Annotated in this window: 21 protein-coding genes; 20 read left to right on the top strand and 1 reads right to left on the bottom strand. The window is 62.8% G+C overall.

The window, feature by feature from the left end; translation table 11 throughout:
* Window positions 1-55 precede the first annotated feature (55 nt).
* From ACMT3I_RS00475 to ACMT3I_RS00500, 6 genes are all read left to right on the top strand, one after another.
* A complete protein-coding gene (locus ACMT3I_RS00475) occupies window positions 56-2,530 on the top strand; it encodes an ATP-dependent helicase (protein WP_414802479.1) in 2,475 nt (824 codons plus the stop codon).
* A gap of 89 nt (window positions 2,531-2,619) precedes the next feature.
* The gene (locus ACMT3I_RS00480; protein ID WP_414802480.1) at window positions 2,620-3,672 is read left to right on the top strand and encodes an FUSC family protein; all 1,053 of its coding nucleotides are present in this window, start codon (window positions 2,620-2,622) and stop codon (window positions 3,670-3,672) included.
* Between the two features lie 158 nt (window positions 3,673-3,830).
* Window positions 3,831-4,016 carry a hypothetical protein gene (locus ACMT3I_RS00485; protein ID WP_414802481.1) on the top strand — a complete coding sequence of 62 codons (186 nt, stop codon included), beginning with the start codon at window positions 3,831-3,833 and terminating at the stop codon, window positions 4,014-4,016.
* A 143-nt stretch (window positions 4,017-4,159) separates the two neighbouring features.
* On the top strand, window positions 4,160-4,846 hold the full coding sequence (locus tag ACMT3I_RS00490) for an ROK family protein (RefSeq protein WP_414802482.1): 687 nt from the start codon (window positions 4,160-4,162) through the stop codon (window positions 4,844-4,846).
* A complete protein-coding gene (locus ACMT3I_RS00495) occupies window positions 4,839-5,009 on the top strand; it encodes a hypothetical protein (protein WP_414802483.1) in 171 nt (56 codons plus the stop codon). Before ACMT3I_RS00490 ends, ACMT3I_RS00495 begins: the two co-directional genes overlap by 8 nt.
* 127 nt (window positions 5,010-5,136) lie before the next feature.
* Window positions 5,137-6,090 carry a formylglycine-generating enzyme family protein gene (locus ACMT3I_RS00500; RefSeq protein ID WP_414803499.1) on the top strand — a complete coding sequence of 318 codons (954 nt, stop codon included), beginning with the start codon at window positions 5,137-5,139 and terminating at the stop codon, window positions 6,088-6,090.
* On the opposite strand, the gene ACMT3I_RS00505 is transcribed toward ACMT3I_RS00500, so the two are convergent.
* Window positions 6,091-6,585: a MarR family winged helix-turn-helix transcriptional regulator gene (locus ACMT3I_RS00505; RefSeq protein WP_414802484.1), complete on the bottom strand. Its 495-nt coding sequence runs from the start codon at window positions 6,583-6,585 to the stop codon at window positions 6,091-6,093. It abuts the gene before it with no gap.
* A gap of 148 nt (window positions 6,586-6,733) precedes the next feature.
* On the opposite strand from ACMT3I_RS00505, the gene ACMT3I_RS00510 reads away from it, so the two are divergent.
* The 14 genes from ACMT3I_RS00510 (at window position 6,734) to ACMT3I_RS00575 (ending at window position 22,268) form a co-directional block, all read left to right on the top strand.
* On the top strand, window positions 6,734-7,372 hold the full coding sequence (locus ACMT3I_RS00510; protein ID WP_414802485.1) for an NADPH-dependent F420 reductase: 639 nt from the start codon (window positions 6,734-6,736) through the stop codon (window positions 7,370-7,372).
* Between the two features lie 101 nt (window positions 7,373-7,473).
* The gene (locus ACMT3I_RS00515; RefSeq protein WP_414802486.1) at window positions 7,474-9,198 is read left to right on the top strand and encodes a long-chain-fatty-acid--CoA ligase; all 1,725 of its coding nucleotides are present in this window, start codon (window positions 7,474-7,476) and stop codon (window positions 9,196-9,198) included.
* Between the two features lie 259 nt (window positions 9,199-9,457).
* Window positions 9,458-10,744, top strand: a complete 1,287-nt coding sequence (locus ACMT3I_RS00520) for a sugar ABC transporter substrate-binding protein (protein ID WP_414802487.1) — start codon at window positions 9,458-9,460, stop codon at window positions 10,742-10,744.
* Between the two features lie 13 nt (window positions 10,745-10,757).
* Window positions 10,758-11,741: a carbohydrate ABC transporter permease gene (locus tag ACMT3I_RS00525; RefSeq protein WP_414802488.1), complete on the top strand. Its 984-nt coding sequence runs from the start codon at window positions 10,758-10,760 to the stop codon at window positions 11,739-11,741.
* Complete coding sequence (locus ACMT3I_RS00530) at window positions 11,738-12,580, top strand: carbohydrate ABC transporter permease (protein ID WP_414802489.1); 843 nt, start codon at window positions 11,738-11,740, stop codon at window positions 12,578-12,580. Before ACMT3I_RS00525 ends, ACMT3I_RS00530 begins: the two co-directional genes overlap by 4 nt.
* Entirely contained in the window at window positions 12,577-14,112 is a 1,536-nt protein-coding gene (locus ACMT3I_RS00535; RefSeq protein ID WP_414802490.1) for a glycoside hydrolase family 3 N-terminal domain-containing protein, read from the top strand. The genes ACMT3I_RS00530 and ACMT3I_RS00535 overlap by 4 nt, the downstream gene beginning before the upstream one ends.
* Window positions 14,109-15,317, top strand: coding sequence for an anhydro-N-acetylmuramic acid kinase (locus tag ACMT3I_RS00540; protein ID WP_414802491.1), 1,209 nt, complete (start codon window positions 14,109-14,111; stop codon window positions 15,315-15,317). The genes ACMT3I_RS00535 and ACMT3I_RS00540 overlap by 4 nt, the downstream gene beginning before the upstream one ends.
* A complete protein-coding gene (locus ACMT3I_RS00545; RefSeq protein WP_414802492.1) occupies window positions 15,307-16,218 on the top strand; it encodes an N-acetylglucosamine kinase in 912 nt (303 codons plus the stop codon). Before ACMT3I_RS00540 ends, ACMT3I_RS00545 begins: the two co-directional genes overlap by 11 nt.
* Window positions 16,211-17,158 (top strand): N-acetylmuramic acid 6-phosphate etherase, encoded by a 948-nt coding sequence (murQ, locus tag ACMT3I_RS00550; RefSeq protein WP_414802493.1) that lies wholly within the window; start codon window positions 16,211-16,213, stop codon window positions 17,156-17,158. The genes ACMT3I_RS00545 and murQ overlap by 8 nt, the downstream gene beginning before the upstream one ends.
* On the top strand, window positions 17,158-18,069 hold the full coding sequence (locus ACMT3I_RS00555) for a MurR/RpiR family transcriptional regulator (RefSeq protein ID WP_414802494.1): 912 nt from the start codon (window positions 17,158-17,160) through the stop codon (window positions 18,067-18,069). Before murQ ends, ACMT3I_RS00555 begins: the two co-directional genes overlap by 1 nt.
* Window positions 18,070-18,206: 137 nt before the next feature.
* Entirely contained in the window at window positions 18,207-19,376 is a 1,170-nt protein-coding gene (gene sucC, locus ACMT3I_RS00560; RefSeq protein ID WP_414802495.1) for an ADP-forming succinate--CoA ligase subunit beta, read from the top strand.
* Window positions 19,377-19,387: 11 nt separating this feature from the next.
* Window positions 19,388-20,275, top strand: a complete 888-nt coding sequence (sucD, locus tag ACMT3I_RS00565) for a succinate--CoA ligase subunit alpha (protein WP_414802496.1) — start codon at window positions 19,388-19,390, stop codon at window positions 20,273-20,275.
* A gap of 114 nt (window positions 20,276-20,389) precedes the next feature.
* Complete coding sequence (locus ACMT3I_RS00570; protein ID WP_414802497.1) at window positions 20,390-20,896, top strand: hypothetical protein; 507 nt, start codon at window positions 20,390-20,392, stop codon at window positions 20,894-20,896.
* 88 nt (window positions 20,897-20,984) lie between these two features.
* Window positions 20,985-22,268 (top strand): DUF6350 family protein, encoded by a 1,284-nt coding sequence (locus ACMT3I_RS00575; protein WP_414802498.1) that lies wholly within the window; start codon window positions 20,985-20,987, stop codon window positions 22,266-22,268.
* Window positions 22,269-22,272: the final 4 nt, after the last annotated feature.

Below are 22,272 nucleotides of genomic sequence, written 5' to 3' on the forward strand. Positions count from 1 at the left end.
AGAGGATCGTCTCTACGGCTCTCTGTCAGCGGCAGCGCCTACAATTGAGAACGATATGACGACGCTCTATGACCCGGACGAATCCACCGCAACCCAGGTCGTCGGCGCGCCGATCATCGTGGGGGAGCACGGCAACGACTACAACCGAAGCTCGCTGCTCGACGGACTGAACCCGCAGCAGCTTGAGGCGGTGCAGTACCGCGGTCCTGCACTGCTCATCATCGCCGGCGCCGGCTCTGGTAAGACCAGTGTGCTGACCCGTCGTGTAGCCAGCCTGCTTGAGAGTCGTGAAGCCTGGCCGAGCCAGATCCTCGCCATCACCTTCACCAACAAGGCAGCGGCCGAGATGCGCGAACGTGTCGAAGCACTGATCGGCCAAAGCGCGCGAGGCATGTGGATCTCCACGTTCCACTCGGCCTGCGTACGCATCCTGCGTCAGGAAGCCGAGAAGGCCGGCCTGTCCAGCACGTTCAGTATCTATGACTCGTCCGACACGAGAGTCACGCTCAAGCGCATCATTAAGTCTCTGGATGCCGACACTCTCGGATTCACCCCGGCCAGCGCATCAGCCAAAATCTCTAAGTTGAAGAACGAGCTGATCGACGCAGACGCTTACGCGCGCAACGCGAACATGAGCGACCCGCAAGAGGTCATGTTCGTCGAGATATTCCGGCAGTACACGCAGCGGCTGCGCGCCGCCAGCGCCCTCGACTTTGACGACCTCATCGGTGAGACCGTCTACCTGTTCCGCGCTTTCCCACGGGTCGCGGCCCTCTACCGACGCCGCTTCAGGCACGTACTCGTCGACGAATACCAGGACACCAACCACGCCCAGTACTCCCTCGTGCGCGAACTGACGCGCCCGGTCGAGCCCGAACTGGCCGAAGAACTCGAGGCTCAGGGCCTGCACGTGCGGGCGGTGCAAGATGCCACTGGTGCGATTCCCGGCGCCTCGCTCACTGTCGTCGGTGACTCCGATCAGTCGATCTATGCTTTTCGCGGCGCCGACATCCGCAACATCAGCGAGTTCGAGCGCGATTTCCCTGGTGCCAAGGTCGTGCTGCTCGAGCAGAACTATCGGTCGACGCAGAACATCCTGTCGGCTGCGAATGCCGTGATCGGCAACAACTTCGATCGCAAAGACAAGAAGCTCTGGACCGCAGACGGCGACGGCGAGAAGATCGTCGGCTATACCGGTTACTCCGGGCACGATGAAGCCCAGTTCGTTGCAGACGAGGTCGAGGTGCTGCACAAGGCTGGCATGGCATACCGCGATATGGCGGTGTTCTATCGAACCAACGCGCAGACCCGTGCACTTGAAGAGATCCTGGTGCGAGCCGCGGTTCCATACCGCGTGGTCGGTGGCACCAAGTTCTACGAGCGAGCCGAAATCAAAGACGCGCTCGCGTACCTGATTGCCGTGGCGAACCCGCAGGATGAACTGGCGCTGCGCCGCATCCTGAACACACCGAAGCGCGGTATCGGGCCGGCCACCGAGACGCAGCTGGGCAGCTTCGCCGAGGCGAACGGCATCAGCTACCGGCAGGCCATGCGCGATGCTGCCTCGCTCGGGCTTGGCCCGAAGGTGACGGGAGCGATCCAGAAGCTGGCGCGGCTGCTCGACGAGGCCGCTCTCATGCTCGACCCGGAGAACCCGGCGGGCGTCTCGAGTGTCTCCGACGTGCTGGTGTTCCTGCTTGAGGGGAGCACACTGCTGAGCACTCTGCGCAGCAGCCGCGACCCACAAGACGAAGCACGGGCCGAGAACATCGAAGAACTCGTGGCACAAACGAAGGACTTCAACCGCGAAAATCCAGACGCCGGCCTGGTCGACTTCCTCACCCAGGTCTCGCTGGTCGCCGCAGCCGACGACCTCGACGATGCCTCTGGCACCGTCTCGCTTATGACACTGCACACCGCGAAGGGCCTTGAATACGACGCCGTGTTTCTCACCGGTATCGAAGAAGGGCTGCTTCCGCACCAGATGTCGGCTGGAGAACCCGGTGGGCCCGCCGAGGAACGACGCCTGTTCTACGTTGGGATCACGCGAGCGCGCAAGCGGCTCTACCTGTCGCTTGCCATGACGCGCGCGCAGTTCGGCGATGTGAACGTGGCAATGCCCAGCCGGTATTTGCAAGAGATTCCAGCCGATCTCATCGAATGGCGTCAGTCGCCAGGCATGGCGAACTCACGTGGGGGCACCCAGCCGCGCGCCCTGAACGCCAGGCGCGAGTTCAACGGTGGATTCGGTAGCCGCAGTGGCGGTAACCAATATGCAGACAAGGGCCAGCAGGGCTTGCCACCTTCGCCCAAGCCGAAGACAGAGTGGGCGAACAGGGTCACAGCGCAGGTGCGCGACAACGGTGACCTCACGCTGGAAGCTGGTGACCGCATCCGCCACGTTGATTTCGGCGATGGACGCGTGAACCAGGTCACCGGAGACGGCACCAAGCGCATTGCACACGTACAGTTCGACACGGCGGGCGCAAAGAAGCTCCTGATCAAGATCGCACCGATCGAGAAGATCTAGTGGCGCCCGGTCGAGACCTTTCAGGGGCCGGGGGCGCTACTGAGAGTTCTTCTGGCAAACCGGAGGGATTGCGACAACGACTGACTTCGTTGCGCGCCCTCGATATCGAAGTGGCATCACGGGCGGCGCTGGCCGTGGCGCTTCCGCTGATCGTGCTGGTAGCGATCGGGCGGATCGAGTGGGTGGCCTATGCCTCGTTCGGTGGCATGACCGCGTTGTACGGGCGAGCTGAGGTATATCGAGTGCGGATGCGCACCGTGACCATCGGGGCAGTCTGCCTGCTGGTCTGCATCGGTCTTGGTCTTGCGATGGCAGTGACGGCCGCACCCCTGGTCGTGCAGGTCGTTGGCCTCGTTGTCGTGATCGCGGGGGGTCTGCTTGTTGGTGCAATGGGTGGGCTGTTTCCGCCAACACCAATCTTCTTCGTTTTCGCCTATGTGGTCTGTGCTCAGGCACCCACTCCCTCTGACGAAGTTGTACCCCGTTTTCTCGCGGCCCTCATCACAGCGGTCTTCGCCTGGCTCCTCACGATGTCGGGCTCGCTGCTGCGGCGGTACTCGAGTGAGCGGTCCGACGCTCTGTTCAAGGAGCTCAAGCCCGGGCGAGAATCGCGCCTTGATGCGTATCGTGACCCGCGAGTATGGCTGGCTATCGTGCAGAACGTCGTCGGTGCATTGCTCGCCGGCGGACTCGCCATGCTTGTCGGAATCGGGCATCCGTATTGGGCGGTCGTCAGTGTCATAGCCGTCACCCCGCCGCCAGGTGCTGCGCATTCAATCTCCAGGGCGATCCACCGCATTATCGGCACGTGCCTCGGGGTGCTCGTGACCGGGCTGGTGTTGTATCCCGACCCGCCGATCTGGGTGCTGATCGTGGTAATCGTGGTGTCTCAATTCGGCGCTGAGATTCTCGTCGGTAAGCATTACGGCGCTGCATTGCTTTTCATTACTCCTCTGGCGCTCACCGTCGCGCACCTGGCCGCACCCGTTCCGGTGTCGGGCCTCCTGATCGATCGGGCTGTCGAGACGGCGCTTGGCGGCATCATCGCAATCGCCCTGGTGCTCCTGGCCAAATGGTTGTTTCCGCCCGGGCCTCAGTCGGCTGCCGGGTCGGGCGCCCCAGCTACTGCGCCGGTTTCCTGAGCATTCTCGTGCATTCCTGAACACAGGCTGGGCAGCTCATCTGTCTACATAGAGTTCCTTGTGAGCGATTCGGGCGCGGCGTATCGTTGCCTGCACCGACACCATCAGATGATTCAAGCATCCGATGATTCAGCAGCACTCGAAGATGAGGAGGCGGAATGATGGCCAAGGAAGACGAGGGCTTGTGGCCCCGGATCACAGACGCAGCAAGCAGTGGAATCGACGAACAACGAGAAGTTGACGAGGCGCTCGCGCCTCTTGACGAGGAAGACCCCGATTTCGACGAGGTCAAGGTTGATGCCGATGACAGGCCTGTGCGTGAGCTGACTGATCCAGATCTCTAGGGGCTGTCGCATATCCGCGCTGCGGACGGGGCCTGAGGCGCGCTTCTCGATTCGGGTGGGATTTCTGTAAGCAAGTTGGCATATTTTTCGCTGAATTATGTCGGGAGGTTGACGGAAAAAATCCCGCTCGATAGCTTCTCAATGTGACCAAGCCCCCAGGAGTGCACGCACTCATTCGAAGAACGCACGAGGAACGCATCATTTGCGTGCTCCGGGATCATGGTTCGTTGACCCGTGGCGAGATCTCTCGCCACGTTGGTCTCTCCCGTACTACCCTTTCTGAAATCACGAGCGTTCTGCTTGATCGTGGCGCCATCGTCGCTCAAGCGGCAACAGAGGAACGCTCCGGACGAGGTCGTCCTGCAGAACGCCTCGCTCTCGACCCTGCGGCCGGGCAGGTGATGGGGGTGGACTTCGGTCACAGCCGCGTGCATATTGCGGTGGCGGATGCCTCCCACGAGGTGATCGCATCTGGTTCGCGTCATTACGACCAAAACACGAGTTGGCCTGACCGAATTCGGGCTGCCTTCGACCTCGCTGCCGAGCTCGGGAAACAGACCGGAACTCACTACGGCGCTCTGCAGAACGTCGGTATTGGCGTGCCTGGCCCTTTCTCGCCGAGAATGCCCCAGCCTCTTGCTTCCGGGGTCGGTTCTGACCATCAAGGTATCGGAGAGCTGGTGTCTGATGCATTCGCTGCTCATTTTGCGGCACCGATCATCATTGACAACAATGCTCGGTTCGCCGGTCTCGCGGAAGCTATCTGGGGAGGCAGCCGGGCTGGCTGGTTCATCGGGTCGCAGTTTCGTTCCAGAATGGGAGATGTATGACCTGCGGGAAGATCCAGAGGAACTGAACAACATCTACCTGTCGCTGGAGCACCGCGAATTGCGGGATGAACTCACTCGAAAACTGTGGACGTTGCAGGCATCATTGGGGGACAGCCCGCATGAGTCCCAGCCGACGCCGAAGGGCCTTGACCTGATTGGGTGAACTGATTGTGACCGATTTCCTTCATATGCTCGATGGCGATGGCGATGGCGATGGCGATGGCGATGGCGATGGCGATGGCGATGGCGATGACGACGGTAACGGCTTGGACATTGCATCCCGTGAAGACATGATCATCATTCCCGGTGGCGAATATCGGATGGGCTCTGATGCTTTCTATCCAGAGGAACGCCCGGTGCATTCTGTGAGCGTGCGCGAGTTCGCTCTGGATCGCCAGTTGGTGACCAACCGGCAATTTGCCCGATTCGTCGACGCGACCGGATACGTCACCGTTGCTGAGCGGCCGCTGGACGCCGCTCAGTTCCCCGAGCTTGTGGCCGAGGAGCTCCTGCCGGGCAGTCTGGTCTTTCGTCCGACAACGGGGCCTGTCGATCTCGGAAATTGGCGGGCATGGTGGAACTGGGTTCCTGGCGCGAGCTGGAGAAATCCCCATGGGCCGGAGACCGGTATCGAGGACAAACAGGAGCACCCGGTGGTTCAGGTGTGCTTCACCGATGCATCCGCCTATGCCGCGTGGGCCGGCAAGCGACTCCCGACAGAGATCGAGTGGGAGTTCGCAGCCCGCGGCGGTCTGGACGGGGCTACGTATGCGTGGGGCGACGAGCTGCACCCTGACGGGCAGCTGATGGCCAACAACTGGCAGGGCAAGTTTCCATACCTGAACAGCGGTGCCTCTGGCTGGATTGGCACCTCTCCTGTGGGGCAATTCCCGCCGAACGGCCTCGGCGCACTCGACATGATCGGCAATGTCTGGGAGTGGACCACATCTGAATTCACCGATTCGCACCAGATGCAGGGGGCAGAGGATGCCACGGGCACTCAGTCAGCTGGCTGCGCGGGCGGCTGCAGCTGCGGACCGGCTGATACTTCACAGGCGCGCGACGACGTCGTTGCGGCGGCCATGAAAGCATCTCCCGATTCGAGCAGCCGTCGTGTCACCAAAGGCGGCTCGCACCTCTGTGCCCCTGAGTATTGCCTCCGTTATCGGCCAGCAGCGCGATCGCCGCAGACCGAGGACTCAGCGACAACGCACCTCGGTTTTCGCTGCGCGGCGGACGTGTAGCTAATCAGTTGCAGACTCAGTGATCCCCAGCAGCAGGTGATCAGGGTCGAGCGTGGTGAGCAGCCGCGCGCAGATGTCGTCAAGCTGCCTGACCTGCTCTGACGTGAGCGAGTCGAATACCAGGGAGCGCACCTCGTCCACGTGGCCAGGTGCACTGGCGACGACCTTCTGCCAGCCGATATCGGTCAGCGTCGCAATCGACGTGCGCCCATCAGTCGGCGAGGCGCACCGAGTGAGATAGCCGGCCTTCTCGAGTCGAGCGACAACGTGTGACAAGCGGGAGAGCGAGGAGTTGGTCTTCGATGCGACTGCAGTCAACGGCAACGATTTGCCGGGGGCCTCGGAGATCATCGCGAGGACGTAGTACTCGAAGTGGCTGAGGCCTGCGTCGCGTTTGAGCTCGGCCTCGAGCCGGCTGGGCAGCAACATCGTGACGGCCATCAGGCGCAGCCAGGCCTGCCGTTCGTCGTCGTTCAGCCATCGGGTCTCAGTCATAGTGGCCATTCTAACATTTAACTTGACGCTTCAACTTAACCGGCGTAGCGTTTAGTTGTCGCTTCAAGTAATGCAGGTTTCCAGCCGGCTGAAGCGATGCCCCGGTCGCCTCGGCCGGTGGCCAGCACAGATTCTTCGGAGGAACTTCATGACTGACATCACCATCATCGGCAGCGGCAACATGGCTCGCGGCATCGCAACCCGCGCAGTGGCGGCAGGCCGCAGCGTGCAGATTCAGGATCGCGAGATCGCCAAGGCCGAGAGCCTGGCGAGCGAACTCGGTGCCACTGTGTCGTCCGCCGTTCTCGGCTCACCGATCGACGGCGACATCGTCGTACTGGCACTTCCGTTCGACGCGGCAAAGGAAGTCGCGGTCGCCCAGAGCGCTGCACTCGCGGGCAAGACCGTCATCGACATCACGAACCCCGTCGACTTCAGCACGTTCGATTCCCTGGTCGTCGCACCCGGCACCTCGGCAGCAGAAGAGATCGCGGCCCTGATTCCCGCATCCAACGTCGTCAAGGCGTTCAACACTACATTCGCGGGCACGCTGATCTCCGGTGCCGTTGCCGGCACACCGCTCGATGTCTTCATCGCCTCGGACGCTGCGGATGCCAAGGCCGCTGTCGCCTCATTCGTGACGGATGCCGGCCTTCGCCCCATCGACGTCGGCCCGCTGCGCCGTGCGCGCGAGCTCGAGGGCTTCCAGTTCGTGATCATGACGCTGCAGGCCAACCCCGAATTCGACACCTTCAACTGGAACACCGGCCTGAACGTTCTGGTCTAACCAGTCAGCAGCCTCCTCCAGGCATTTCACCGCTCGACGCCCAGCGCCGGTACCGAATTCGTGCGGTACCGGCGTTCGGTGTCGGCACTTAGAGTTGTCCGGTGACTATTGAAGCCGCACGCCCCTGGTTAGCCAGCTACGCACCCAACGTTCCGACTGAGTTCACCCCACCAGAGGGATCCCTGATCGACCTGGTCGAGAACTCGGCCTCGCTGTACCCGGCTAAGGTGGCCCTCGAATTCTTCGGCGGGACGGTCACGTACGCCGAACTCAGTGAACGTATCAACCGCGCGGCCGAGGGGCTGCGCCTCTTGGGAGTGCGCCACGGCGACCCGGTCGCCCTCATCCTGCCGAACTGCCCCGAACACGTCGTCGCCTTCTATGCGGTACTGCGCCTCGGTGCAGTCGTCGTCGAGCACAACCCGCTGTACACGCCGCGGGAGCTTCGCCACCAGTTCGAAGACCACGGGGCTCAGGTTGCGATCGCCTGGGACAAGGTTGTTCCCACGCTTCAGGAGATGCCGGCCGATGTTGGCGCGCCGACAATCATTTCGGTCGATATCACCCGAGGGATGTCGCTCGCCACGAGGGCTGCGCTGCGGCTGCCCGTTCGTAAGGCGCGCGAATCACGCCTGGCACTCACCATGGAGGTGTCCGGCGCCAGGTCGTGGCAGGAGATCGTCGCGAGCTCGCTGCTTGACCCCGACCACACGTATCCGGTGCGTGGTGACCTTGCTGTGCTCCAGTACACCAGCGGGACGGTCGGCCGGCCGAAGGGCGCTGAACTGACCCACGGCAACCTCACGGCCAACGCCGCACAGTCACGTTCCTGGGCGCCGACGATCGAACAGGGAAACTGTGTCGTGTACGCCGTTCTCCCGATGTTCCACGCTTATGGGCTGACGCTCTCCCTCACCTTCGCCATGAGCATGGGCGCGACCCTGGTGTTGTTTCCCAAGTTCGACGCCGATCTCGTGCTCAAGGCGATCAGGAAGCGCCCACCGACGTTTTTCCCTGCTGTGCCGCCAATCTGTGCTCGGCTGGCCGCTCGGGCGGAGGAAAAGGGCGTCTCGCTTGCAGGTATTGAGATAGCCATCTCCGGTGCCATGAACCTGCCAACGGCAATCGTCGAACCGTGGGAAGCGCAAACCGGTGGATTCCTCGTCGAAGGTTACGGTCTGTCTGAAGCCTCACCGGTACTGATGGTGAACCCGGTCAGTGACGGCCGCAAGGCCGGCACCGTTGGTGTTCCCGTTCCGGGCACCGACGCGCGCATCGTCGATCCGGACAACCCCACCGTCGACGTAGCGCCGGGCGACGAAGGCGAACTGATTGTTCGCGGACCGCAGGTCTTCCGTGGTTACCACCAGCGACCGGAGGAGACTGCTGCGGTCTTCGTCGACGGCGACTGGTTTCGCACCGGAGACATCGCGATTATGGACGACGATGGCTTCTTCAGCATTGTTGACCGCATCAAGGAACTCATCATTACCGGCGGTTTCAACGTCTCACCCTCCGAGGTCGAAGACGCAATTCGAAAGGCACCTGGCGTTATTGATGCCGCGGTCGTCGGCATCCCGAGCCCGAACGGCGGTGAGGATGTCGTCGCCGCCGTCGAATTCGAACCGGGGGAGACCTTCGACGAGCAGGCGCTACGCAGTTTCGTTCGTGACCTGCTCACCCCGTACAAAGTTCCCAAACGCATCGTGCAGCTGGACGAGCTGCCGAAATCCATGATGGGCAAGACGTTGCGCCGGGTTGTGCGTGAGCAGTTCCCTGCCGCAGTCGCGCTGGCCGACGCACGTGGGTCGAGCACGCTGGACTGAATGCAGCGCGTCGTGTGAAGGCCCCGTGCGCGATCCGCTGGATCGCACGGGGTCTTTTTCGTTGGATGCGGACGGTCATCGGCTGCTGTGAATTCGGTCACGTTTTCGCGCAACGCGACGGTATGAAACACGAACGTAACGAGAATGTGTGAAAGTTAGTTACACGCAAGTTGATCAACGTGAATACTATTTTCAAGCAATCACGGGCATGTGTCCATCACACAATCATGGGCACGTGTCCATCAATGAGGAGACTGCAATGAAGAAGCGTTATCTGCCGGTTGCCATCTTGGCAACGGCTGCACTCGGTTTGAGTGCTTGTTCTTCCGGTTCTACCGACGAAAGTGGCACCGACGCCACCGGTAAGACCCTCAATGTCTGGATTATGCAGGGCACCAACACCGAGTCTGACGACTTCTTCGATCGCGTCGGCGACGCATTCACTGAGGAGACCGGAGCCAAGCTCAACGTTGAGATGGTGCAGTGGGCAGACGCTCACGACCGCTTCGTCACCGCAATCGCTGGTGGCACGACCCCCGACGTGGCCGAGACGGGCACCACGTGGACCGCAGAATTTGCTGAGGCCGGCGCACTGGCACCGATCGATGACTACGTCACAGACGCTGGTCTGGACGGCAAGCTCGTTGAGGGCCTCGTGGCATCCGGAACGCTTGACGACACTCTCTACGGCATGCCCTGGTACGCCGGTGTGCGCTCCGTGATCTACCGCACTGACATCTTCGAAGCTGCCGGCATCGCCGTGCCGACAACGTGGGCACAGTTCCAGGATGCGGTTGTCGCGCTCAAGGCGAGCAACCCCGACGTGATTCCGTTCCCGGTCGCCGGCGACGCCGAATACCTCACATACCCCTGGGTATGGGGTGCAGGCGGCGAAGTTGCCACGAAGTCGGGAGACACCTGGACCTCGGGACTTGACAGCGCCAAGTCGCAGGCCGGCATCCAGTTCTACACCGACCTCGCGCTCAAGTACGGCTCGTCGACCGCCGGTGCAACCACCTGGAAGGAAACCGACATTCTCGACAACTTCGCCCAGGGCAAGGTCGGTATGGCGATCATGGGCTCGTGGACTCCCGCGACGATCCTCGCGAAGAACCCGGATCTTGCAGGCAAGATCGGCTCATTCGCGATCCCCGGCCAGAAGGATGGCATCAGCCCCTCGATGCTCGGTGGTTCGCACCTCAGCATGTTCGAGTCCAGCAAGAACAAGGACCTCGCATGGGAGTTCATGGACCTGATGACCACGGGTGACTTCGCAACCGAGTGGGCGACCCAGAGCGGTTACTTCCCTGGAGAGACCTCGGCACTCGACGCGACCGTCGCCGGCGCCGATGAGATCACGAAGGCCTTCGCCACCCAGATGGTTGACGGTGGAGCCTCGCTCCCCGTTACGCCTAAGTTCGGTGCTGTCCAGGCCAAGAAGACAACCAACGCGATGATCCAGTCGATTCTCTCCGGTGAGAAGACGGTGGAGCAGGCCTCGGCCGACGCCGCCGCTGAGATGACCAAGATTCTCAACGAGAAGTAAGTAGACGCACCCTATGACCACCACGGTTCAGCCTCCGGTCGCTGCAGGAACCTCGAGTTCCGCAGCGGCCGGAGGCCGCGGCCCCGGTCCTCGGCGGGACAGGGCGATCACGATCGCCGCCGCACGGCCGTGGCTTCTGCTCACGCCGGCACTGATCGTGCTGGCCGTACTCCTCCTCTGGCCACTGATTCGCGTTGTTCTGTTTTCTTTCCAGGAATACGGACTTCGCCAGATCGTCAGTGGAGAGACCAACTTCACTGGCCTCGATAACTACATCGAGGCGCTCTCCAATCCCCAACTGTGGTCGGTTGTCTTGCCGAACACCGTCATTTTCGCTGTCGCTTCAGTGGTGTGCACTGTGGTGCTTGGCACTCTCGTCGCAATCCTGATGACGAACCTCGGGGTGTTCTGGCGCACTGTCGTCGGAAGCGCCATCATGGTCGCGTGGGCGATGCCCGCAGTGACCGGTACCTACGTGTGGGTATGGATCTTCGATGCCGACAACGGCATTGTGAATCAGCTGCTCATGGGCGCCGGCCTGATGGATGAACCGTTCAACTGGTTCACCAACCGCTGGACCTTCTACCTGATCGTTTTGATCAACGTTGTTCACCACGGTTTTCCCTTTGTAGCGATCACCGTCATGGCCGGTTTGCTCGGTGTTTCCAAAGAAATGCTCGAAGCCGCCGCGCTGGATGGTGCTGGCGCCGTCCGCCGGTTCTTCCAGATCATCTTCCCGTCGCTCAAGCAGGTCTTCAGCGTCGTCATCATCCTGTCGACGATCTGGGACTTCAAGGTGTTCGGACAGGTGTACCTGATGCCGGGAGGCTCCGGAACGAATCGCAGCGTGCTCAACCTTGGCGTCTGGTCGTACGTCGAGTCCTTCGGCCAGAACCGCTACGGATTCGGCTCGGCAATCGCTGTACTGCTCACGCTGGTGCTGCTGGTCATCACCATCATCTACATTCGGGTGCTTATGAAAGAGGACGAACTGTGAGCCGGAACCGCACAGCGCACCGTGTCCGACGCAACGCGATCGTCGGCGTGCTCGTAGCGCTCCTCCTGATCTTCACCCTCTTCCCCGCATATTGGATGATGTCGAGCGCCTTCGATGCGAACGCGGCGAGCGGATCACAGGGCCTCTTTCCTTCTGAGCTCACTCTAAAGAACTTCGCGTTCGTGCTGGACGATGGAGGCTTCGCGGTCTTCCTGCGCAACTCGCTGATCGTTGCAGTCGCAGTTGTCGTCTGCAGCGCCGTTCTGTCGCTGCTCGCGTCTGTCGCCGTTGCTCGATTCCGCTTCAAGTTCCGCACAGCGGTGTTGCTCATGATCCTCATCGTGCAGATGGTGCCGATGGAAGCTCTCGTGATCCCGCTGTTCGTTCAGGTGAGGGACTTGCACCTCCTCAATACCCTGCTCGGCCTTGTCATCGTCTACATCACCATCTCGTTGCCGTTCGGCATCTGGATGCTGCGCGGTTTTGTCGCCGCAGTGCCCGTAGAACTTGAAGAGGCTGCAGCACTCGACGGCGCAAGCTGGTGGCGGATGTTCCGCTCCATCATGCTGCCGCTCGTGATGCCCGGCCTCGTCGCAACCAGTGTCTTCAGCTTCATCACCGCCTGGAATGAGTTCATCTTCGCGATGACGATGCTCGGTGGTGCGAGCGAAAACTACACAGTTGCCATTGGCCTGAAGCAGTTCTTCGGTGAGAACTCGAACGACTGGGGCAATGTCATGGCTGCTTCAACGCTCATCACCCTGCCCGTCATGATCTTCTTCATCATCGTGCAGGGCAAGCTCTCCTCCGGTCTCGTCGCGGGAGCGGTGAAAGGATGAGCACCGCCATCGCCACATCCGCGACTGATCGGGACGTGCTCGACGCTGTCAACGGCGTCATCCTGCCCGGCTTCTTCGGCACCGAACTGCCCCTGTGGCTGGCGGATGCCCTCGATGAGGGTCTCGCCGGTGTGGTCTACTTCGGTCAAAACATCTCCGAACACACTGCGACGCTCTCGGCGTCGATCAGAGCACACCGCCCCAACGCGGTCATCGCGACCGACGAGGAAGGCGGGACCGTCACCCGCCTGGAATCAGTGCACGGCTCGAGCATTCCTGGTCCAGCGCAACTCGGTTGGGTGGACGACACCGAACTCAGTACAGCGGTGGGCGCGGCTATCGCCGCTCGAGCCCATCGGGCAGGTATCAACCTCGTTTTCGGACCGGTTGCAGACGTGAACACCAACCCCGCAAACCCTGTCATCGGCGTGCGTTCCTTCGGCTCCGATGCTCAGGCCGTCGCTACCCACGTGGCGGCGACGGTGCGAGGTATTCAGAACTCTGGTGCAGTCGCCGCGTGTGCCAAGCATTTCCCGGGCCACGGCGACACCCACTCAGACTCGCACCTCGCACTGCCCGAGCTGGGCATCGAGGTCGGCGAGATCGAAGACATCCACTTCGAGCCATTCCGGGCAGCCATCGCCGCGGGTGTCCGAACCATCATGACGGCGCACATCCGAGTACCGGCGTGGGGTGAAGCTCCTGCCACACTCAATCCGGTGGTTCTCGGCAAGCTCCGTGCCCTCGGGTTCGACGGGATCATCGTGACAGACGCTCTCGACATGGCCGCGATCCGAGAGAGCGTTGGCGCCGGCCCCGGTGCCGTCGCTGCCATTCAAGCCGGCGCCGATCTGCTGTGCATCGGCAACCCCCGAACCAACCTCGGCAGCTCTGGTGACGCCGACGCCGATCACCAGGACTACCTTGAGGTGCGCGACGCGCTGCTTGCGGCTGTCGCCTCGGGCGAGCTCGACCTCGACCAGCTGCGTCGCGCGGCTGCACGGGTCAGTTCGCTCGCAACCGAGCTCGAGGTCGCGGGTACCCGCGCTCCATCCGACGAAGCCGAACGCGATTGGGCGGCCAGCGTGGTTCCGGCTATCGGGATACACGGCAACGTCGTGCGCCGCAGGTCCCGCATTTTCCTTCTCGACCTGCGTGCCAGAGCGACAATCGCTGTAGCGGCTGAATCAGATGCCTTCCGACGGGCGTTCGCTGCGCACCGTGAGCTCGAGATGCCCCCGACCCGCTCGGCGCCGCCTCATGACCTGCTCGAGTACCTCGACACTGCGCTTCTCGAAATTCGCGCCGGTACCGATCTCGTTGTGCTTGTCGACCGCATCGGTGTGCCTGGCATTCAGCGCGACGCCCTCGAGCAGATAGCTGTACTGCGACCGGACGCTGTCGTCGTCAATGTCGGTGTGGTTCCGGCACCCGAGTATCTGAGTGACCTCGATCGCATCGATGCTCGGGCAAGTTCTGCCTTGGCGTCAGATATCGTCGCTGAGCTCGTCTGTGCTGAGGTGCCGGCGTGATCATCCTTTCGCTGCAGTCCGGCACCAGTGCTGACGGCATCGACGTCGCCGTAGTCGAAGCGGTAACCAGTGGTGAGGCGCTCACCCCGGATCTCACGCTCGTTTCGCTGTGGACCCGCACGCTCGACTGGGAACCCGATCTGCGCTCTCGAATCCTGGCGTATTCCGATGGCGAGAAGCTCGACGCGGGTGCCCACACCGCCCTCACGACCGACATCGGCCAAGGCTTTGCCACAGCAGCGCGCACCGCGATCGCCGCGTGCGGCATCACGCCAGACCTCGTCGTCTCACACGGGCAGACGGTGTTTCACTGGGTCGAAAATGGTCAAGCGCTCGGAACCCTTCAACTGGGTGAGCCCGCCTGGATCGCCGAGGCCACCGCGCGCCCCGTGCTCGCGAACCTGCGTGCAGCGGATATTGCCGCCGGCGGTCAGGGGGCCCCGCTCATGGGACTGTTCGATTCCGCATTCTTCGGGCCAGCTGACGATGTCGCATCCCTCAACCTTGGAGGCATTGCGAACCTGCAGATCCTTCGCCCTGACAGCTCTGCCCTCGCGTTCGACACGGGCCCCGCGAATGTGCTGATCGACGCCAGCGTCGCAGATCACACGCAGGGTCTGCATGGTTTCGACCGCGACGGTGCGCTTGCCGCAGAGGGCACGGTTAACGACGCTGTGCTCACTGCACTGCTCCAGCATCCGTATCTCGAGCAGGCAGCACCCAAGAGCACCGGTCGGGAAACGTTCACTCTGGCCGTCGTGCGGAGTGCCGAAGAAGCTGCCGGGGTATGCCTCCAGCTCCCCGACCGGGTCGCTACCCTCACGCGGTATACAGCGATCACTGTGGCAAATGCACTGCGCAGCGCCGGACCACAAGTTCGAACAGTCGTGGCATCCGGCGGCGGCGTACGCAACCCCAGTCTGGTTCGAGAGCTCGCCGACGCACTGGCCGGCGACGGCGTGAGCTTACGGACGAGTGATGAGGTCGGAATCGATCCGGAATTCAAGGAGTCGCTGCTGTTCGCGTTCCTCGGGTTCTGCTCGTGGCACCGCATCCCGGTGAGCCTTGAGCAGGGAATAGCCCGGGTTGCCGGTACCTTCAGCCCGGCACCGGATGGCCTGACCCTGCCGGCACCCCTGCGTGGAATCTCCCGGCTGAGCCTGGCCGCTCCGCCGCACACCACGGGAGAACACAGTGCTGACTAAACCGCGTTACCTGGCCGTAGACCTGGGAAAGACCTCGTGCCGTGTCAGGCTGTTTGACGCCGACGGTGTCATTGCCGAGGAGACAGGACCCGGTGCGCCCGGTGTCGCAGATCGCAATGGTGTCGCACTGTCTGCGGACGCCATCCGTGATGTGTTTTTTCGACTTCCATCCGCAGCCAGGTCGGCTCTGGCCGGGGTCGGCATCGGCGCGGCCGGTGTTGAGGCGGCCGGTGCCACAGCGCGGGGCCTCGTTACCGAGGTGCGAAATTTCACCAGAGCTCCGGTCGCCCTGATCAACGATGCCCTCGCCGCGCACGCCGGTGCGTTCGATGGCGGTGCGGGAGTCATCCTCATCATCGGAACCGGTGCTATCGCATACGCGGTCGCTGACAACGGTGCCACTCGCCAGATCGACGGATGGGGCCCGTGGCTCGGCGACGAGGGAAGCGGACGCTGGATCGGACAGGAAGGCCTGATCGCCGCACTGCACGACTTCGATGGTCGTGGCGCGTCAACGGCGCTGACGGCCAGAGCTCGAGCCCTTGTCGGTGACCTCGCCGCGATGCCCGCATGGGTGAGTGCCGAGGGTAATCCGGCCCGTCGTCTGGGGCGGTTCACTCCTGACGTGCTCGACGCCGCCCATGACGGTGACGTCGTCGCGAGAGACATCGTTGCGCGTGCGTGCCACGCGCTCGTTGCAACCGCACGCGCCGCTGGATCCGCCGAGGTCACGATCTGGGGCGGTGTGGCCGAACACCCATATTTTTCCGCCGAGCTGAAAGCAACTTTTGCCCAAGCCGGCATCACCACCATCCCGTCTCGCGGGAGTGCACTTGACGGATCCGCGCTCATCATCACGCGCACCGACCTGGGCTACGAAGAGAGGATCATCCGTGGATAACTCGAACACGATCGAGGACAGGGGGCAGCTGCGCGACTTCCTCGGCACACTACCGACCGAGACCGTTGGCGAGCGCTACCCCGATCTCGACCTGCTGAGCGACACCGAGCTGGTGCACGCAATGATCGAGAGTGAGCGTGCAGTTGCCGACGCCGTAGCCGCCGAGGCTGCCCATCTCACTGCTGCACTCGAAGGCATCGTCGCGGGGATGGCGCGGGGCGGGCGCCTCATTTACATGGGGGCCGGAACCGCTGGGCGAATGGGGATCCTCGACGCCAGTGAGGCCCCGCCGACATTCGGCATTTCTGGTGACGTCATTATCGGGCGGATCGCCGGTGGGGCGACGGCAATCCACACCGCTGTCGAAAATGCCGAGGACGATGCCCGTTCGGGTGCCAACGACGTTGACGGGCTCGAGCTGGGACCGAATGACAGCCTTGTTGGAATCTCTGCCTCTGGTCGCACCCCGTACGTCGTCGGTGCTTTGAACCGGGCTCGTGAGCGAGGTTCGTTCACCGTCGCGCACTCGTGTAACCCGAACTCGGCGATCGGCGCCGCTGCGCACGTTGCGATCGAAACTGAGGTCGGCCCCGAACTTCTCACCGGTTCGACCAGGCTCAAGTCCGGGTCAGCACAGAAGCTCGTGCTCAACACGCTGAGCACCGCAGCTATGGTTCGGGCAGGGAAGGTCTACCGTAACCTCATGGTTGACCTTCGTGCGACGAATGAAAAACTGCGTGCGCGCAGCGAGCGCACAGTGATTCTCGCGACAGGGGCAGAGCCGATGGTTGCCGCAGCGGCACTCGAAGCCACCGGCGGCTGGGTCAAGGCAGCGATCCTGGCGATCGAAGCCGGAATCCCCGCATCCGACGCTGTTGCAGCACTCGAGGCAAACGGTGGTTTTCTACGTGCTGCGATCACCGAGGCGAAGGCGAGCTAGTGCGCGCCCTCACGAGGATTCAGGGTTCGCTCGAGCGGTTCAGCACCGCAGAGGCAAAGGTGGCCACTGCGATCCTCGCTGATCCACGAATCGTCGTGGACAACCCGATCAACCGGGTCGCCGAACTCTGCGGCACCTCGGCGGCGACAGTTGCCCGGTTCTGCCAAAGTCTCGGCTACTCGGGATATCGCGAGTTCAGGTTCGACCTGGTCGGAACGACAAGCCGTGATCAGGCCGACCTCGACCGATCCAACGTGTCGACCGGTGACATCGACCCGGCAGACACCGTGGCCGATGTCGCCGCGAAAGTTCTCTTTCAGGAGACTCAGGCGATCGAGCACACACTGCGTGAACTCGACTTGGCGGCGGTTGACCGCATTCGAGACGCGCTCGTGCTCGCCGAAGACGTGGTCATTGCCGGCTTCGGCTCGTCAGGTCTGACCGCGCACGACCTCAACATGAAACTGCAGCGCATCGGTCGCCGCAGCTCACACCATGCCGACGTGCACCTCGCGCTGTCGTCGACTGCGCTGTTACGCCCGGGAGGAGTGTTCATCGCTGTGTCGCACTCCGGTGTCACTCCAGAGATCCTCGGCCTGCTTCGAGAAGCCAGGCGCACCGGTGCGACAACAGTCGGAATCACGAACGACGCGGGATCTCCGATGGCTGCGCTGTGCGACATCCTGCTCACGACGCAGGCCAGGGAGAACGCGTTCCGCTCCGGGGCGACGGCGAGCAGGACAGCCCAACTTGCCGTGACCGACGTCCTCTTCGTGCGCCTCGCCCAGAGCCTGTTCGACAGCATGACGGAGTCACTCAGCCGAACCAGGGACGCCGTGCTCAGGCACCGGTCAGACAGCGAGCTGTCATCGGCGTCGCGCACGCAGCGGATCCCACCAGCCCTGGGCTGAGAATTACCGCCGTCGTTCAGGCGGTAGAGTTCTTCAGGGCCAGTTGTCTTGATGTCGAGCTAATTTCGGCGCTGTCGACCTGGCCGTCATTCAACCTCACCATGCATGAACGCTAAGACGCGGATTGGAAGAGCAGCGTGGATCTCTACGAATACCAGGCCAGAGACCTGTTTGAACAGTATGGAGTCCCGGTTCTCCCGGGCATCATCGCGGACACTCCTGAGGAGGTGCGCGCAGCTGCCGAGAAGCTCGGTGGTGTTGTCGTCGTCAAGGCTCAGGTCAAGGTCGGCGGTCGCGGAAAGGCCGGCGGCGTCAAGGTCGCCAAGACGCCGGATGAGGCAGAGGCTGCAGGTCGTGCGATCCTCGGTCTCGACATCAAGGGTCACACCGTCAACCGCGTCATGGTCGCCGGTGGCGCCCGCATCGCCCAGGAGTTCTACTTCTCGGTGCTGCTCGACCGGTCGAACCGCTCGTACCTCTCGCTTGCCAGCTACGAAGGTGGCGTTGAGATCGAGGTTCTCGCTGTTGAGAAGCCCGAAGCGCTCGCGTACGTCGCGATCGACCCGATTGCCGGAATCGACCTGGACAAGGCCCGCGAGATCGCAATCGCCGCGAGCTTCCCGGCCGAGCTGGTCGAGAAGGTCGCTCCGGTCTTCGTGCAGCTGTACAACGTCTTCACGGGTGAGGACGCGACGCTTGTCGAGGTCAACCCGCTCGTCCTCACCGAAGAAGGCGACATCATCGCCCTCGACGGCAAGGTCACCATCGACGAGAACGCTGACTTCCGTCACCCCAACCACGCCGAACTCGAAGACGCTGCGGCAGCTGACCCGCTCGAGGCGAAGGCCAAGGCCAACAACCTCAACTACGTCAAGCTCGACGGTGAAGTGGGTGTCATCGGAAACGGTGCAGGCCTCGTCATGTCGACCCTGGACGTCGTCGCATACGCCGGTGAGAACCACGGCGGCGTGAAGCCGGCCAACTTCCTCGACATCGGAGGCGGAGCATCCGCAGCTGTCATGGCTGCCGGACTCGACGTCATCCTCGGCGACCCGCAGGTCAAGAGCGTGTTCGTCAACGTCTTCGGCGGCATCACCGCGTGTGACGCTGTCGCACACGGTATCGTCGGCGCGCTTGAGGCTCTCGGCGACACCGCCAACAAGCCCCTCGTTGTGCGCCTCGACGGCAACAACGTCGAAGAGGGTCGTCGCATCCTCGCCGAAGCGAACCACCCGCTTGTCACTCTGGCCGCCACCATGGACGAGGGCGCCGACAAGGCCGCCGAGCTCGCCAACGCAGCGAAGTAAGGAATCCGAGCATGTCAATCTTCCTCAACAAGGACTCCAAGGTCATCGTTCAGGGCATCACCGGCGGTGAGGGCACCAAGCACACCGCCCTCATGCTCAAGGCCGGCACCCAGGTCGTCGGTGGCGTCAACGCTCGCAAGGCCGGCACCACCGTCACGCACGGCGACGTCGAACTGCCCGTATTCGGAACGGTTGCAGAAGCAATCGAGAAGACCGGCGCGGATGTCTCCATCGCGTTCGTGCCGCCGGCATTCACCAAGGACGCTGTGATCGAAGCCATCGACGCTGAGATCCCGCTGCTCGTCATCATTACAGAGGGCGTTCCCGTGCAGGACTCGGCTGAGTTCTGGGCCTACAACAAGGCAAAGGGCAACAAGACCCGCATCATCGGACCGAACTGCCCCGGCATCATCACGCCAGGTGAGGCACTCGTCGGCATCACGCCGGCGACCATCACCGGCAAGGGCCCGGTCGGCCTCGTCTCGAAGTCGGGCACCCTGACCTACCAGATGATGTATGAACTGCGCGATCTGGGCTTCTCGACGGCGATTGGAATCGGTGGTGACCCCATCATCGGCACCACGCACATCGACGCTCTCGAAGCATTCGAGAACGACCCAGAGACCAAGGCGATCGTCATGATCGGTGAAATCGGTGGCGACGCCGAAGAGAACGCAGCAGCGTACATCAAGGCGCACGTCACGAAGCCGGTCGTCGGCTACGTCGCTGGTTTCACCGCACCAGAGGGCAAGACAATGGGCCACGCCGGCGCCATCGTCTCCGACGGAGCAGGAACCGCACAGGGCAAGAAGGAGGCCCTCGAGGCCGCCGGAGTCAAGGTCGGCAAGACGCCGAGCGAGACCGCATCCCTGCTGCGCGAGGTTCTCGCAGCACTGTAGAACTCGATCTGGCCTCTGCCAGGTTTGACGGCCCGTACTCGATCAGAGTGCGGGCCGTTCGGTTTTTTAGCCGCAGGCTTTTCTGCGAACTCGACACTCTTCTAAGCTGAGGGCATGACGAGCCCCCGTAGCTCAGAGAACGCCTGGCTTTCTGCCTTCGGCACTGAAGGTGCCGTGTACGGCAACATCCTGGTCAGCGGAATGATCGTCGTCGCCGGAACCTACCGCGCCACGGCGTGGAACGTGCTGATCACGGTTATCGGTACAGTCCTGGTGTTCTGGGCGGCCCATGTGTATGCAGGAACGCTGTCTATGCAGGTGGCCGACGACGGTGATCCGCATCCGCTCTCGCACTCGTTCCGCCTCGCCCTCCGGCGATCGTTGGGGATGCTCATCGCCGCGCTGTTGCCTTCTCTGGTGTTGCTGCTTGGCACGCTCAGGATCGTTGACGACCAGGTGGCACTGTGGGTGGCGCTGTGGCTGGGGGTGGTCATCCTCGGGGTGATCGGATACCTCGTGTATGCCCGCAGGGGCAGTTCGATGGTCGTGCGGCTGCTCGGGGCCCTCAGTAGCGCCGGGTTCGGCATGGTCATGGTGCTGCTCAAAGCATTCGTGCATTGAGGCATGCGTGTATTGACACCGGCAAACCAGCCCTCACCGCTTGTCGGTGGATTGTTTTCGGTTGCCGGCAGGTAGGCTCAAAAGCCGGATGAACCAGCCCATGAACCGCATCACGACAGCCATGCTTGCCGCACTCGAGGCGCTGATCGTCGTCGCTATCGGCGTCGGCATCGCCCTGGTGCCGCTCACCATCCTCTGGGCCACCCACTTCGACCTGGCCGTCGACTGGCTTGTCTTCTGGCGCGCATCCGTCGATATCTGGCTTCTCGGCAACGGCGTCGACCTCACCGTGACACTCGATCCGGCAGTCGCGGCATCGCTCGGGCTACCCGGGGCCGAGGCGCCATTCCCTCTCACGATCGCCTTGCTCGGGTTCGCTGTGCTTGCCACCCTGCTCGGAGTGCGTACCGGCGCCAGGGCTGCCGAGTCGGCACACCGTGCAATCGGCGTGATCTCGGCGATTCTCGTCTACGGCATCCTTGCCACCCTGCTCACGCTGTCGGCCGGTGCTGGTGCGGTTACCCCAGCTCTCGTGCAGGGCATCCTGCTGCCCACGGCAATCTATGCACTGGGCGTACTCATCGGATCCGAGATGACCAGGCGACGCTCACACAGCGACGACGACGGCCTGATCTCCCGCCTGACCGAGGCCGTTGAAGACCGCTATCGGCAGCTGCCAGATACCGTGCGGCTGATCATTTCAGCGGGCCTGCGCGGGGGAACCGCCATCGTCGCAGCGATCGTTGCGGTTGCGGCATTGATCGTTGCGGTGCTCATCGTTGTCAATTACGCCACCATCATCGGTCTCTATGAGACATTGCAGGCCGGGGTTATGGGCGGAATCGCCATCACTCTCGCCCAGCTCGCGCTCATTCCCAACCTGGTGTTCTGGGCTGTCTCGTGGCTGATCGGTCCCGGCATTGCCGTGGGTATCGGCACAAGCGTGTCGCCGGTCGGTACTGTGCTCGGCACGGTGCCCGGCCTGCCGATCCTCGGTGCCCTGCCGCAGGGGAGCGGAGGGGTCGGCTTCCTCGGGCTGCTCGTGCCGGTGCTCGCCGGCTTCATCGGCGCCGTGCTGATCAGGCAGCGGATGCCAGAGGGCGGTACCGCCGGACCGCAGGCGGTCTCCGGAGTCTCCCGTACTCGCGAGTACGTGCTGAGCGGGGTGGCAATGGGCCTTGTCGCCGGCATCCTGATCGGCTTGCTCGCCTGGTGGTCCGCCGGGGCGATGGGACCGGGGCGGCTGGCCGAAGTCGGGCCGAATCCGCTTCTGGTCGGCGCGCTCGCGGCCCTCGAGGTAGGGATCGGCGCCACAGCAGGAATGCTGGTCGGCGGTCGGAAGCCGGCGTTCCTGTCGTCAGCCAGGAAGTGAAATT

Source organism: Leifsonia sp. A12D58, assembly GCF_047530025.1.
In the GTDB taxonomy this organism is placed as follows: Bacteria; Actinomycetota; Actinomycetes; order Actinomycetales; family Microbacteriaceae; genus Cryobacterium.